Origin of the sequence: Actinoplanes sp. NPDC051494, from assembly GCF_044454705.1 — a bacterium.
Classification (GTDB): Bacteria; Actinomycetota; Actinomycetes; order Mycobacteriales; family Micromonosporaceae; genus Actinoplanes.
The window spans coordinates 329,231-342,998 of the sequence record NZ_JBITDZ010000011.1 but is presented as its reverse complement, the minus strand read 5'-3'; the positions used below and the strand labels follow the sequence as shown (position 1 = coordinate 342,998).

Below are 13,768 nucleotides of genomic sequence, written 5' to 3'. Positions count from 1 at the left end.
TCCTCGGCCTTTTACATCAACCCCGGGCGGCGGGCAAGGATTCCCCCGTTACCCGGGCTCGACCTGGCTGATCTCCTCGCGCCCGGTTTTGGTCACGACCCGCAGCTCACTGTCATTGACCGTGAACGTCGCGCCGTCATGGGCGGTGGCGGTGTACGTGTCGCCGTCCTGCTCGACGTCGGACAGGAAGAGAGCGGTCTCGCCCTCGACCCACTTCGCATCCGTTCCGCCCCGGTTGGCCTGGTAATACAGCTTGCCGCCCGGGTCCCGGCAGATCCACACCGTGGTGCCGGTGGAGGCCGCCCGCACGCGCAGGACCTGGTAGAGCGTATCGGTTACCCCGATTTTGCGCGCGGTGGCATGCATCTGCTCCGGACATTCGGGGCCGTCCGGGACGGGTGTGGGCACCGTGGCCGGGTCGGTTTCGCCCGGTGCGGGCGTCTGTGCGGCGGAAGTCCGCTCGAACCGGCTGTGCTCGTTGCCGAGCGCGAAGCCCGCCGAGATACCGATGATGGCCAGGAACACCGTGGCAATGACCACAGGGAAGAACAGCGGGGACCGCTGCGGGGAAGGATCATCGGACAGGCTCACCGGCCAAGGATGGCACCTCGCTGCCACCTGTCCCGACCTCTGGCCGGATGCCGCCTGGGCAAGCCCCGCGTGGCTACGCACAGTAGGCTCGTGATCGGGGAACCAGAACGACCCGGAGGTGCACTCAGCGTGGCCGAACGAAGTTCCTTCGTCGTAGTTGCCAACCGCCTGCCCGTGGACGAGGTCATCGTCGACGGTGAGCGGCAGTGGCGTCCGAGCCCGGGTGGGCTCGTGACCGCCCTGCACCCGGTGCTGATCGAGCATCGGGGCACATGGATCGGGTGGGCGGGTGGGGACGGCGAGGCGCCCGACCCGTTCGAACTCGAAGGCATCCACATCCACCCGGTGCCACTGAGCGCCGAGGAGCTCGAGCGCTATTACGAGGGCCAGTCGAACGCGACGATCTGGCCGCTGTATCACGACGCGGTCGAGACGCCGGTGTACAAACGCCGCTGGCGCGAGGCCTATCGCCTGGTCAACGAGCGTTTCGCGCGGGCCGCGGCCGAGGTGGCCGAGGAAGGCGCGACGGTCTGGGTGCAGGACTACCAGCTGCAGCTGGTGCCGGCGATGCTCCGCGACATGCGTCCCGACCTGCGGATCGGGTTCTTCCTGCACATCCCGTTCCCGCCGATCGAGCTGTTCATGCAGATGCCGTTCCGCGCGGAGATCCTGCGCGGGCTGCTCGGCGCCGACCTGGTCGGTTTCCAGCAGCGGCTCGCGGCGCAGAACTTCGTCCGGCTGGCCCGGCACCTGCTCGGGCTGCGCTACGAGGGGCAGTCGATCCAGGTCGACGGGCGCAAGGTCAAGGCCGGCGCGTTCCCGATCAGCATCGACACCAAGGACATGGAACGCCTGGCCGCCGACCCGAAGGTGCAGGCGCGGGCCAAGGAGATCCGGGCCGAGCTGGGCGACCCCGAGACGATCATCCTGGGCGTCGACCGGCTGGATTACACCAAGGGCATCGAGCTGCGCCTCAAGGCGTTCCGCGAGCTGCTCTCGGACGGCAAGCTGAAGGTGCCGGACGCGGTGATGGTGCAGGTCGCCACGCCGAGCCGGGAGCGGGTCGAGCACTACCAGACGCTGCGGGTCAAGGTGGAGCGCGAGGTCGGCCGGATCAACGGCGAGTTCGGCAAGGTCGGCATGCCGGCGGTGCACTACCTGCACCAGTCGATGAGCAAGCAGGAGCTGGCCGCGCTGTATGTCGCGGCCGACGTGATGATGGTGACGCCGCTGCGCGACGGCATGAACCTCGTCGCGAAGGAGTACGTCGCGTGCCGCTCCAACACCGGTGGCGCGCTGATCCTCAGCGAGTTCGCCGGCGCGGCCACCGAGCTGCGTCAGGCGTTCCTGTGCAACCCGCACGACCCGGACGGCGTCAAGGACGCGCTGCTGCGTGCGGTGGCGGCCGAGCCGGCCGAGCTCAAGCGCCGGATGCGGGTCATGCAGCGGCACCTGCGTACGCATGACGTGGCCGCGTGGGCGCACTCGTTCCTCAACGAGCTGGGTGTCCCCGATACCGAGGACACCCCCTCAGAGGAATAGGCAGAACGGATGGCCGTCCGGGTCGAGGTAGACCCGGACGTCGTCCTGGGGTTGGAAATCGGCTCTGGTGGCCCCGGATTTCTCGGCGTGCGCCCCGGCTTCGTCCAGGTCGGTGACGTGGATGTCGAGGTGCACGCTCATCTGCGGGTCACCGGGGGAAGCCGGCCACACCGGGCGTACATATCGGGTCTCGGTCTGGAAGGACAGGCCGGGGCCGCCGGCCGGCGCCCCCAGCTTGACCCAGTCGGGTTCGTCCTGGACGACGTGCCAGCCCAGCAGCCGCTGGTAGAACGCCGCGAGTTCCTGTACGTCCGGGGTGTCGAGCACGATCCCGGCGAGGGTCATCTCTGGTCGCTCACTCATGTGAATGGCCCTACCCATTCCGCACGGTGACTATCCCAACACGGGAACGACATCGCCGATGACGACCACCGCGGGCGGGCGGATGCCGGCGTCCGCCACCGCCACGGCGATGTCGCCCAGCGTGCCGCGCAGCACCCGCTGCGAACTGGTCGACCCCTCCTGCACGACAGCGGCCGGGGTCTGCGGGGCCCGCCCCTCGGCGATCAGCCGCGCGGCGATCCTCGGCAGGTTCTTGAGACCCATCATGACCACCAGCGTGCCGCGCAACCGGGCCAGCGCGGCCCAGTCCACCAGGGACAACTCGCTCTCCGGCGGCACGTGCCCGGAGACCACGGTGAATTCGTGGGCGACACCGCGGTGGGTCACCGGGATGCCGGCCAGCGCCGGCGCGGCGATGGAACTGGTCACCCCGGGAACCACCGAGACGGGTACGCCCACCGCGGCGCACGCCATGACTTCCTCCCCACCCCGGCCGAAGACGAACGAGTCGCCGCCCTTGAGCCGCACCACGAATTTCCCGGCCTGGGCCCGCTCGACCAGCACCTGGTTGATCCACTCCTGGGCCGCGGACGGGCCGTAAGGGATCTTGGAGGCGTCGACCAGCTCGACCTCGGGACGCAGCTCGTCGAGGAGCATCCCCGGCACCAGCCGGTCGGTGACCACCACGTCCGCCCGGGCCAGCAGCCGGCGGCCCTTCACGGTGATCAGCTCGGGATCGCCCGGCCCGCTGCCCACCAGCACCACCTGGCCGGGCTCGTCCACCGCCGCCAGCTCGGGGGCGTCCTGGATCGCAGCGGCCACGAGGTCGCGGACCGCCATGGCCCGGCGGCGGTCGCCGCTGTCGGTCACCGCGACGGTCACCTCGCCCTGGCGGGCGACCGCCGGGGTCCAGGCGGTCGCGGCGTCCCGGTCGTCCGCGCGCACGCAGAAGACCCGTCGTTCCTCCGCGGCGGCGCTGACCAGCTCCGCGGCGGCGACGTCGTCGACGGCGACCTGCACCAGCCACGCGCCGTCCACGTCACCGGGCTCGAAGCGGCGTTCCCGCCAGCTGATCCGGCCGGCCTCGACGTACGCGAGCAGGGCCGGGGTGAGCATCGGGGAGACCACGTCCACCACGGCTCCGGCGGCCAGCAGCGCGGGCATCCGCCGGGTCGCCACCGCGCCGCCGCCGACGACCAGCACCCGGCGGCCGTCGAGCTTGAGCGCCAAGGGGTAGAGGTTCACTTCTCCGAGACCCCCGCCGCGTCGAACGTGGCGACCTCGTGCAGCACCCGGACCGCGCCCGCGACCAGCGGCAGGGCCAGCGCGGCACCGGTGCCCTCGCCGAGCCGCATACCCAGGTCGAGCAGCGGGGTGAGACCGAGGTGGGCGAGCGCGACGGACGCGCCGGGTTCGGCCGACCGGTGCCCGGCGATCATGGCGATGACGGCGTCGGGGGCGAACGCGGCCGCGACCACCGCGGCGGAGGCCGCGATGACCCCGTCGATGATCACCGGCACCCGGTGGGCCGCCGCGCCGAGGATGAAACCGGCCAGCGCGGCGTGCTCCAGGCCACCCAGGGCAGCGAGCGTCGCCAAGGGGTGTGACTTGTCCGGCCGGTGCAGCGTGAGGGCCTGGGAGACGACCTCGACCTTGCGCGCGAGCGTCGCGTCGTCGACGCCGGTGCCACGGCCGGTGGCCCCGGCCGCGGTCACGCCGGTGAACGCCGCGACCAGCGCCGCCGCCGGGGTGGTGTTGGCAATCCCCATGTCGCCGGTGAGCAGGCATTTCGCGCCGCCCTCGATCAGCGCGGCGGCGACCGAGAGGCCGACCTCGAGCGCCGAGCGGGCCTCGTCCTCGGTCATCGCGGCGGTGACCGCGAGGTCCCGGGTGCCCCGGCGGACGTTGGCCTCGAGCAGGTTGTCACCACCGTGCAGCGGGATCCGCACGCCGACGTCGACCACCATGATCGAGGCGCCGACCTGCCGGGCGAACGCGTTGATCGTCGCGCCCCCGGCGACGAAGTTGGCGACCATCTGCGCGGTGACCTCCTGCGGCCACGGCGTGACGCCCTGCGCGTGCACCCCGTGGTCGCCGGCGAAGACCGCGATCGCGGCCGGCTCGGGCATCGGCGGCGGGCAGTGACCGGCCAGGCCGGCGAGGCGCACCGACAGCTCCTCGAGAACGCCCAGCGAACCCGCCGGCTTGGTCAGGCGCCCCTGCAGGTCACGGGCGGCGGCCATGGCCCGCTCATCGGCGGGCCCGATGGCGGCGAGGGTCGTCTCCAGGGTCACTGTCGCTCCTTCAGCACGTCGTTCAGCGTCGCAAGAAACGCGTCGGTGGTGGCAGTGTCGCGCACGGCCACGCGGAGCCAGTCGGCGCCCAGCCCCGGGAAGGTGTCGCCGCGCCGGACGGCGTACCCACGTTTGCGCAGCTCGAGGCGGATTTCGGCGGCACCGGGCAGGCGTACCGTGACGAACGCGGAGGCCGGGACGCCCGCGACAGTGACGTCCGGCACGCCGCGCAACCCCGCGACCAGATGGTCCCGTTCGGCGGCCATGGCCGCCGCGATCTCCCGCTCGGCGGCGATCGCGACCGGCGACGCGCAGGCCTGCGCCGCGGCGAGCGCGGGTGTCGAGACGGCCCAGAGCGGCTGCGCGGTGGCGAGCCGGGCGATCAGCTCCGGCGCGGCGAGCGCATAGCCGATCCGCAGGCCGGCGAGACCCCACGTCTTGGTCAGGCTGCGCAGGACCACCAGACCCGGCACCTCGCCGCGGCTCGCCAGGGACTCGGGTTCGCGGTCGAGACCGGGCTGCCACGTCGTGTCGGCGAACGCCTCGTCGACGACCAGGACGCGGCCGGGACGGGCGAGCTTCGCGATGTCGTCCGCCGGGTGCAGCACCGACGTCGGGTTGGTGGGGTTGCCGACGATCACCAGGTCGGCATCGTCCGGGACGAGGTCCGGGTCGAGCCGGAAGCCGTCCTCCTCGCGCAACAGCACCCGGGCGACATCGTGCCCCGCGTTGCGCAGCGCGGCCTCGGGCTCGGTGAACTGCGGGTGCACCACGACCGGCCGGCGCCGGCCCAGCGCCTGCGCGATCAGCACGAACGCCTGCGCGGCGCCGGCGGTCAGCAGGACCTCCTCGGCGGGGCGGCCGTGCTTCGCCGCGGTCGCCGCCGTGGCGATCGTCGCGTCCGGATAGGCGGCCAGCCCGGTCAGCGACGCGGCGATCGGGCCGGCGAGCCAGGGCGGCATCGGCTGCCGCCGGACGTTCACGGCCAGGTCGACGAGGCCCGGTGCCACTTCAGCGTCACCGTGGTGGTGCAGGTCCATCTCCACCCGTTCAGCATGCCGGAGCGGATTCGGTCCGCGCACTTCAGCCGTTCCGAGGGGACATGAGTAGTTTTGTCATACCTTCAAAGGGTGAAGCAGACGAGACTCGCCAAAGCCGGACGGATCTCCCAGCTCATCCGGGCCGGTCTCATCGCCGGCGTGGTGGTCGCGGGTCTGATCTTCCCTCTCGTCGCGCTCGCCGGGGTCGGTGCGAAGACCGGCGCCGACGCTTTGCAGAGCATGCCGGAAGAACTCACGGTGGTGCCCTCCGCGCAGACCACCTACGTGTACGCGAACGACGGCAAGACGCTGCTCACGATGTTCTACGAAGAGCACCGCAAGCCCACCAAGGTCCAGGACATGGCGCCGTACATCACCCAGGCGATCGTGGCCTCCGAGGACACCCGCTTCTACGAGCACAACGGCGTGGACGCCAAGGGTGTGGCCCGCGCCTTCGTCGCCAACCAGCAGGCCGGCGGCGTCTCCCAGGGCGCTTCCACCCTGACCATGCAGTACGTCCGGATGGCCCTGCGTGACGGCGCCAAGACGCCCAAGCAGGCGCTCGAGGCCACCGAGCAGACGACCGCTCGCAAGCTGCGCGAGATGCGGCTCGCCATCGAGCTGGAGAAACGGGTGACGAAGCAGGAGATCCTGCAGCGCTACCTCAACTCGGCGTATTTCGGGCACCGCGCGTACGGGATCTTCGCCGCCGCCGAGGTCTTCTTCTCCAAGACCCCCAAGCAGTTGACGCTGACCGAGGCGGCTCTGCTCGCCGGCCTGGTCAAGGCACCCTCCGACTTCGACCCAGCCCGCCGCACCAACCAGAAGGCGGCCACCGAACGGCGCAACTACGTGATCGACCAGATGCTCAAGATGGGCTCGATCACCGCCCTGCAGGCCCGGTCGGCCAAGAAGGCGAAGATCAAGCTGAACCTGACCACCCCGCCCAACGACTGCGTCTCCGTGCCCTCGGAGCACAACGACTGGGGCTTCTACTGCGACTACCTGCGCAACTGGTGGATGGAACAGCCGGCGTTCGGCACGACCTCCCAGGAACGCCTCGAGAACCTGCGCCGCGGCGGCTACCGGATCGTCACCGCGATCGACCCGAGGATCCAGTCGTCGGCGATGAAACACATCCTGGACAAGGAGAAGAAGAAGAGTGTGTACGCGCACGGCGAAGTCGTCATCGAACCGGGCACCGGCCGGATCAAGGCGATGGCGGTCAACCGTAAGTACTCGCTCGACCAGAAGAAGAACGGCGAACACAGCGACCGGCGGCTGCGCGGCGAGGTCCGCGGCAACTACCCCAACACGGTCAACCCGCTGCTCGGCGGCGGCGACATGGCGGGCTACCAGGCCGGTTCGACCTTCAAGATCTTCACGATGCTCGCGGCCCTGGACGAGGGCCTGCCGCTGAACACGACGTTCTACTCCCCGCCGCGCTTCGTCACGAAATACATCACCGCGCCCGGGCCGGCGACCTGCGGTGACAACTGGTGCCCCAAGAACTCCAGCCCGTCCATGACCGGCAACCAGACCATGTGGAGCGGCTTCGGCAAGTCGGTCAACACCTACTTCGTCCAGCTGGAACAGAAGGTCGGCGCCGAGAAGGCGGTCAAGATGGCCGAACGGCTCGGCCTGAAATGGCGCACCGAGATCGACAAGACGCTGGCCCAGCCGGACCGCGCGGAAGGCTGGGGCGCGTTCACCCTCGGCGTCAGCGACGCGACCCCGCTCGAGATGGCCAACGTCTTCGCCACCCTGGCCGCCGAGGGCACCTACTGCGAGCCGCTCCCGGTCCAGACGATCAACACGCGGGACGGAGCCTCCCTGGAGTACGAGGGCAAGAAGGTGGCCGGGCCCCGCTGCCACCAAGCGGTCCGGCCGGAGGTCGCGCAGGCGGCCACGGACGCGGCCCGCTGCGTCACCGGTTACGGCGCGGCCAAGGGCAGCTGCGGCGGCTGGGAGACCTCACCCATGGTCCACGCCACGCTCAAACGGCCGGTCGCCGGCAAGAGCGGCACCACCGACAGCAACCGCAGCGCATGGTTCTGCGGTTTCACCCCGCAACTCGCGGCGGCGGCCTTCGTCGCCGACCCCGACAACCCGGAGAACACCGTCGGCACCAGCCGCGGCACGATCTCCAAGTTCACCGTCGCGGAGACGCTGAAGGACGCGCTCAAGGGCCAGCCCAAGGTCAAGTTCAACCCCCCACCCAAGAAGATGGTGTACGGGGGGAAGGACGACTAGTTTCTCCCCGGCGCGGTCCCGGCCGGACCCGTGGCTCAGTGCGCGGCGGTGGTCGGGCGCCAGTGCGGATCGCGGCCGGCCAGAGCCACCGCCTGGTCGAGCATCGTCGCCTCGTCCCCGAGCGGGACACGCGGCCCGAACAGGCCGGGGCTGCCCTCGGCCGGTCCGGCGGACAGGAACCCGATCAGCTGCTCCAGGATCCGCGGATCGGCGGCATACTCCTGGCCGGTGGCCCGGGCCAGATCCCAGCCGTGCATCGTCAGCTCGTTGACCGCGACCATGCCGGTGACCTCCGCCGGCATCGTGACCCCACCGGCCGCGGACGTGCCCTCCCACGCCGCGGGGTCCTTCCACGCGTTGGAGAGCTCGTCGAGGACCCCGGGCAGCCGGCTGCGCCAGTGCGGCGTCAGATGTTCCGCGGACGGCTGCGGGGCAGACCCCTCCCCCTCGGTGCTCTTGCGGGCGGCCTGGGTGAACGCCCAGCCGAGCCCGAGCAGATGGTCGAGCAGCGTGCCGACCGACCACCCGGGACACGGGGTCGGCGCGGCCAGATGATCGTCGGTGATCCCCAGCAGCAGGTCACGGACCTGACGAACCGGCGGGTCGAAATCCAGGGGCACACGATCGGCCACGGCTCTGCTCCCTAATGGTTGTGGAAATCCGCGGCTGACAGCGACAACGTCGCCTCGTCCGGATCCCCGGTGGGCGCCATCTGCGGCAGCGGCACCGTCTGCTGCCCCGGAGCGGCCGGGGAGACGCCCATCGGGCCGCCGACCTGACCGCTCACCGGCAGCACCGTCTGCCCGGTCGCGGAGATGACCGTCCCGACCTGGACCACGGTCGCCGGCGCCGGCGCGCCGCCCGGCGACGCGGCCGCGACCAGCCGGCGGGCGATCTCCGGCGCCCCGGCCCAGTGCAGCCCCAGCTGCGACGCGTGCACCTGGCGCCAGACGAAACCCTCGGGATTGCCGCCGGACCAGGTCCACGCCGGGACCTTCCCGGACCGCGGCGACACGATCGCCCGATGCTGCTTGTAACCGGTGATCCGGGCACCCGCCGGCGCGAGCGGCGACGTCGCCGGAGCGGTCGCCTCGCGATAGCCCGCCACGGTCTGCGCACCCGTGGTCGCCGAGGCGTCCAGGATCCCGCACATCGGGCGGCCGTCGAAATCATGGGTGAGCCACGGCAGGCCCAGCCCTTCCGCCACGATCGGACCGCCGTCCCGGGCCAGCTTGGCGACCGCCGCGTTCAACCGGCGATTCGCCGACAGCTCCTCGGCATACCCCTCCGGCAGGCCCGCGCCGATCATCAGCGCCCGGGTGCCGGGCGGCAGCGTCTCGTCGCGCAACGGATCCACCACGACCACGTCCGCGCCGGCCGCGGTCAGCAACTCGGCGGTCTCGACGTACGTGTAAGGAGCGCCCGGCCCACCCGCCAGCGCGACCACCGGCCGTTTCTCCGGCAGACCCGCCGGGTCCAGCGTCTCCGCCGGCGACCAGACCGGCCCCGGCAGGGCCGGAGCGGTGTTCGCCAGCGCCATGATCCGATCGAGATCGAGCGAGTTCCCGACCGCTTCACCCAGACGGCGTACGGCCCGGACCGCCTCGACCGAGCGGTGCGCGACCGGAACCGGCCCCTGGGACCGGGCGGGCAGCACAGCCGGGAGATCGCCCCGCCGCAGCGCGCCCAGCACCGGCATGCCGATGTCGTCGAGCGCGGTGCGCAGCATCTCCTCGTGCCGGGCGGACGCGACCCTGTTCAGCACCACGCCACCCAGGTGCACCATCTCGTCGAACATGCGGAAGCCGTGCACCAGGGCGGCCAGCGAATGCCCCATCGCCGCGACATCCACGACGAGCAGGACCGGGGCGCGCAGAGCGGCGGCCACCGCGGCCGTACCGTCGATCTCGGGTTGCCCGGTCAGGCTGTCGAACAGGCCCATCGCGCCCTCGATGACCGCGACCTGGGTGCCGGCGGCACCGTGCGCGAACAGCGGAGCGATGCGCTGCGAACCGACCAGGCGAGGATCCAGGTTGCGGCCCGGCCGGCCGGCGGCGAGACCCAGATAGGCGGCGTCGGTGTGGTCGGGACCGACCTTGAACCCCGCCGCGGGTACGCCCCGAGCCGCGCAAGCCGCCAGCAGACCCACCGCGATGGCGGTCTTGCCGTGTCCCGACGCGGGCGCACTCACCACCAGGCGTGGTTGGCTCGACATCACTGGCTCCCTCGCGGATACGGAAATCGGCGGCATCGTGATAAAGACCGCCGGAAGTGGACCCTACCTGCCTGCCGCAGGGGCCGGTCCACAGCCGGGTAGCCTCGGAACGTGTACCGGTTCCTCATGACGCCTCGCTGGCTCGGCGCCGCCGCGCTGACGGTGGCCGCGTCGATCGTCATGGTCTTCCTCGGCAACTGGCAGCTCCACCGGTATCAAGAGCGCAGCGCGATCAACACCCGGATCGACGCGGCCGACTCGGCGCCGGCCGTCCCGCTGACATCCGTCCTGGTCACGCCGACTTCCCCGGGCGGTCTCGGCACCATGCCCGGCAAGGACAAAGCTTGGACAAAGGTAACCGTGACCGGCCGCTACGACGCCACCCACGAGATCCAGGCCCGCGGCCGCACCGTCAACGGCAACGTAGGTTTCGAGATCGTTACACCGCTCGTCCTGTCAGATGGGACAGCGGTCCTGGTCGACCGCGGCTGGGTCCCCTCCCAGACCGGCGACGCGGTGTCACCCCCGGTCTCGGCCCCACCCCCGTCCGGCGACGTGACGGTGGTCGGCCAGATCCACCTCTCCGAGAGCCGCCCCTCCGGAATCGCCCAGCGGGACGGCCGCATCGACACCCGCCGCATCTCCCTGCCCCACCTGGTCGACCGCATGCCCTACCCGCTCTACGGCGCCTACCTCCTCGACAGCGACCCGGCCCCGGGCTACTCCTCGATCTCGATCGACCACGAGGACTCCTGGCAGAACGGCGGCTACGCGATCCAATGGTGGCTGTTCGCCGTCATGGCGCTGCTAGCTTTCGGCTGGCAGGCCCGCAAGGAAGCCCACGGCGACACCCCGAAGAAACGAGTCGACCGCGTAGCGGCAGCCGACAACCGCCGGTCCCCCGCCGACCGCGCGGCTTCCGGCGACCGCGCGGCTTCCGGCGACCGCGTGCCTCCCGCGGACCGCGCGGCTTCCGCGGACCGCGCAGCTTCCGGCGACCGCGTGGCTGATGCTGATCGTTTGGCTCTGGTCCCCGCTGCCCGGAGGCCGGTCTCGCCACAGTCCGCGACCCCACCCCCTTCATCCGCGACCCCGCCCGCCGCGCCGCCCACTCCGCCTCCCGCGTCGCCACCGTCTTCTCCCCCGCAGCTCCCTCCGTCTTCTCCGCCTTCTCCGCCTCCTCCGTCCCCGGAGTGAGGTTCGGGTGACTTTCGGGTGGTCACGACCGCGGATAGTGTTTCGCAGGTGACGTACCCGCAGAACCAGCCCCCGGGCGACCCCTGGAGCACACCGTCGCTCCCGGAGCCGGCCGCGCTACCCGTCCCCCCGGACCACGGCCCGGTCATCCTCCAGATCGGCGACATGGGCGTGACGTCATCGGTGGTCCACACCCCGGCCGGCAACATCCCCCTGCCGGGCTCGACCTGGATGGTCCACGACTACTGGCACAACGAAACCAAGATCCCCACCTGGGCGATCGTGGCCTCCATCGCCGGCTTCTGCGTCCTGACCATCTTCAGCCTGCTATTCCTCCTAGTGAAGGTGACCATCCCCCGGGGCACGGTCCAGGTGACGGTGACCAACGGAACCCGCCAGTACGTCGCCCGCATCCCGGTCACCGACCACAACCAGGTGACAGCGGTCCACCAGCAGGTCAACTACGTCCGCTCCCTGGCAGCGCTCTGACCCCGGCGCGACCCGCTCGGCCGTCCCGCTCCAGCCGTCCCGCTCGAGCCGTCCCGCCTCAGTCCTCGCCGCCCCCGTCGTGATCCACCTCGCCGGGGCGGGCACCGATCGCCTTGACCATGTCGATGGTGTCGGCCTCGTCGGCCCGCTTGTCGGCGCGATACCGCAACACCCGCGCGAACCGCAGCGCCACCCCACCCGGATACCGCGGTGACGTCTGCACCCCGTCGAAGGCGATCTCGACCACCTGCTCCGGGCGCACGGTGACCACCCAGCCGGAGTCGTCGACCGCCAGTTCCCGGAACCGCTCGGTCTGCCAGCGCAGCAGCTCATCGGTGAGACCTTTGAAGGTCTTCCCCAGCATCACAAATCCGCCGGTACGAGGGTCGCGCGCGCCCAGATGCAGATTCGACAGCCACCCCTTACGCCGCCCGTGCCCCCACTCCACGGCGAGCACCACCAGGTCCAGGGTGTGCCGTGGTTTCACCTTCACCCAGGCCGACCCACGCCGCCCCACGTCATAGGGCGCCTCGGGTGCTTTGATCACCAGGCCCTCCTGCCCGGCGGCCACCGCGGCGGCGAACGCGTCGGCAGCCTCCGCCTCGGTCTCGACGGTGCGGCGCCCGACGATCAACCCGGCCGGGAGCGCGTCGGCGAGCTCCGCCCAGCGAACCCGCCCGGGCTCGTCCAGCAGGTCGGTGCCATCACGATGAAGAAGATCGAAGAAGTACGGCCGCAGCGGAACATCACCGTCCCGGCTCCCGCGCGTAGCGGCCCGGCTCGAGGTCTCCTGAAACGGCCGGGGCCGCCCCTCGGCGTCGAGCGCCATCGCCTCACCGTCAAGGACAATCTCGGCGACCGGCAGGGCCCGCACCGCCGCGACCACCCCCGGCAGCCGCGCGGTGATGTCGTCGAGGCTCCGGGTGAAGACGGCGACCTCGGACCCCGACCGATGAACCTGGATCCGGATCCCGTCCAGCTTCACGTCGGCGGTGGCCGGAGACCCGGTGCTGAGCAGGGCAGAAGCGACATCGGGAGCGCTGGACGCGAGCATCGGTGTCAGCGGTGTGCCGACCCGCAGACTGATCGCGGAAAGTGCCGGCGCGCCACCGCCGAGAGCGGCAACAGCCACCTGCTTGAGATCCCCGGAGAGCAGCAGAGCCCGCCGGACGGCAGCGACCGGAACCTCGGCGGCCCGGGCGATGGCCTCGGCGAGCAGCCCGGCCTGGGCCCCTTGCCGCAACTCCCCGCTGAACAACCCGATCAGAAGCCGCTGCTCATCGTCGGTGGCCAGCCCGAACAACGAACCGACCAGCTCACGGCGCCGAGCCTGGGACCCGGCCCCGGAGACGGCGGCGATCGCGGCGATCCGGGCATCCACCTCGCCGACAGTGAGGGAGGGTTCAGCGGCCGGCGCGGGCCGGTCACGAAGCCCGGCATAACCCACCCCGGTCTGCCGCTGCCGCAACTCACCGGCAAGATACGCCGACCCGGCGGCGACCTCGTCACCATCGAGCCTCCGCAGAGCGTCGGCAAGTAGATCGATCTTCGCCTTGCGCCCGGACACAGCAGAAACAGCAGCCGAGACGGCGGCCAGGTCAATGAACTGCACAAACCCCATCCTGGCAGCCCCCTACGACATTTTCGCGACGCCGACCCGAACGGCCCGGCCACACCCTCCACACCATGAAGACACCAGAGCCAGCAGCCAGAACCCGCCCACAACCGACCCCGGCCACCAAGATCCCGGCCACGCGCCCGACCTAGCACGCGGCCCAGGCGGGCCGACCCAGGCGGGCCAGCCC

The 13,768-nt window shown here is 71.2% G+C and carries 12 protein-coding genes; 4 read left to right on the top strand and 8 right to left on the bottom strand.

Annotation, left to right across the window (positions count from 1 at the left end; genetic code table 11):
- Positions 1–48: 48 nt before the first annotated feature.
- On the bottom strand, positions 49–591 hold the full coding sequence (locus ACIA6A_RS32705; RefSeq protein ID WP_396101819.1) for a hypothetical protein: 543 nt from the start codon (positions 589–591) through the stop codon (positions 49–51).
- A gap of 129 nt (positions 592–720) precedes the next feature.
- Here ACIA6A_RS32705 and ACIA6A_RS32700 point away from each other — a divergent pair, with 129 nt between their 5' ends.
- A complete protein-coding gene (locus ACIA6A_RS32700; protein ID WP_396101818.1) occupies positions 721–2,133 on the top strand; it encodes a trehalose-6-phosphate synthase in 1,413 nt (470 codons plus the stop codon).
- On the opposite strand, the gene ACIA6A_RS32695 is transcribed toward ACIA6A_RS32700, so the two are convergent.
- The 4 genes from ACIA6A_RS32695 to cobC are packed head-to-tail and all read right to left on the bottom strand — an operon-like array spanning position 2,122 to position 5,851.
- The gene (locus ACIA6A_RS32695; protein WP_396101817.1) at positions 2,122–2,496 is read right to left on the bottom strand and encodes a VOC family protein; all 375 of its coding nucleotides are present in this window, start codon (positions 2,494–2,496) and stop codon (positions 2,122–2,124) included. The genes ACIA6A_RS32700 and ACIA6A_RS32695 overlap by 12 nt on opposite strands.
- Before the next feature lie 30 nt (positions 2,497–2,526).
- Positions 2,527–3,720 carry a uroporphyrinogen-III C-methyltransferase gene (gene cobA / locus ACIA6A_RS32690; RefSeq protein ID WP_396101816.1) on the bottom strand — a complete coding sequence of 398 codons (1,194 nt, stop codon included), beginning with the start codon at positions 3,718–3,720 and terminating at the stop codon, positions 2,527–2,529.
- Complete coding sequence (cobT, locus tag ACIA6A_RS32685) at positions 3,717–4,769, bottom strand: nicotinate-nucleotide--dimethylbenzimidazole phosphoribosyltransferase (RefSeq protein ID WP_396101815.1); 1,053 nt, start codon at positions 4,767–4,769, stop codon at positions 3,717–3,719. Before cobT ends, cobA begins: the two co-directional genes overlap by 4 nt.
- Positions 4,766–5,851 carry an Rv2231c family pyridoxal phosphate-dependent protein CobC gene (cobC, locus tag ACIA6A_RS32680; protein ID WP_396101814.1) on the bottom strand — a complete coding sequence of 362 codons (1,086 nt, stop codon included), beginning with the start codon at positions 5,849–5,851 and terminating at the stop codon, positions 4,766–4,768. Before cobC ends, cobT begins: the two co-directional genes overlap by 4 nt.
- Before the next feature lie 48 nt (positions 5,852–5,899).
- Here cobC and ACIA6A_RS32675 point away from each other — a divergent pair, with 48 nt between their 5' ends.
- Positions 5,900–8,062: a transglycosylase domain-containing protein gene (locus tag ACIA6A_RS32675; RefSeq protein WP_396101813.1), complete on the top strand. Its 2,163-nt coding sequence runs from the start codon at positions 5,900–5,902 to the stop codon at positions 8,060–8,062.
- Between the two features lie 35 nt (positions 8,063–8,097).
- On the opposite strand, the gene ACIA6A_RS32670 is transcribed toward ACIA6A_RS32675, so the two are convergent.
- Positions 8,098–8,694 (bottom strand): TIGR03086 family metal-binding protein, encoded by a 597-nt coding sequence (locus tag ACIA6A_RS32670; protein ID WP_396101812.1) that lies wholly within the window; start codon positions 8,692–8,694, stop codon positions 8,098–8,100.
- A gap of 11 nt (positions 8,695–8,705) precedes the next feature.
- The gene (locus tag ACIA6A_RS32665; RefSeq protein WP_396101811.1) at positions 8,706–10,277 is read right to left on the bottom strand and encodes a cobyrinate a,c-diamide synthase; all 1,572 of its coding nucleotides are present in this window, start codon (positions 10,275–10,277) and stop codon (positions 8,706–8,708) included.
- 111 nt (positions 10,278–10,388) lie between these two features.
- Between ACIA6A_RS32665 and ACIA6A_RS32660 the strand changes: the two genes are divergently transcribed.
- Both ACIA6A_RS32660 and ACIA6A_RS32655 read left to right on the top strand, forming a co-directional pair.
- The gene (locus ACIA6A_RS32660) at positions 10,389–11,474 is read left to right on the top strand and encodes an SURF1 family protein (protein ID WP_396101810.1); all 1,086 of its coding nucleotides are present in this window, start codon (positions 10,389–10,391) and stop codon (positions 11,472–11,474) included.
- Between the two features lie 48 nt (positions 11,475–11,522).
- Positions 11,523–11,963 carry a hypothetical protein gene (locus ACIA6A_RS32655; protein WP_396101809.1) on the top strand — a complete coding sequence of 147 codons (441 nt, stop codon included), beginning with the start codon at positions 11,523–11,525 and terminating at the stop codon, positions 11,961–11,963.
- Between the two features lie 58 nt (positions 11,964–12,021).
- Here the strand turns inward: ACIA6A_RS32655 and ACIA6A_RS32650 are convergent, their stop codons facing one another.
- Positions 12,022–13,584 carry an ATP-dependent DNA ligase gene (locus ACIA6A_RS32650; RefSeq protein ID WP_396101808.1) on the bottom strand — a complete coding sequence of 521 codons (1,563 nt, stop codon included), beginning with the start codon at positions 13,582–13,584 and terminating at the stop codon, positions 12,022–12,024.
- Between the last annotated feature and the right edge of the window lie 184 nt (positions 13,585–13,768).

Coding starts and splice junctions, on each gene's coding strand:
- ACIA6A_RS32695 (WP_396101817.1), bottom strand. CDS start 2,496: ATGAGTGAGCGACCAGAGATGACCCTCGCCGGGATCGTGCTCGACACC.
- ACIA6A_RS32665 (WP_396101811.1), bottom strand. CDS start 10,277: ATGTCGAGCCAACCACGCCTGGTGGTGAGTGCGCCCGCGTCGGGACAC.
- ACIA6A_RS32650 (WP_396101808.1), bottom strand. CDS start 13,584: ATGGGGTTTGTGCAGTTCATTGACCTGGCCGCCGTCTCGGCTGCTGTT.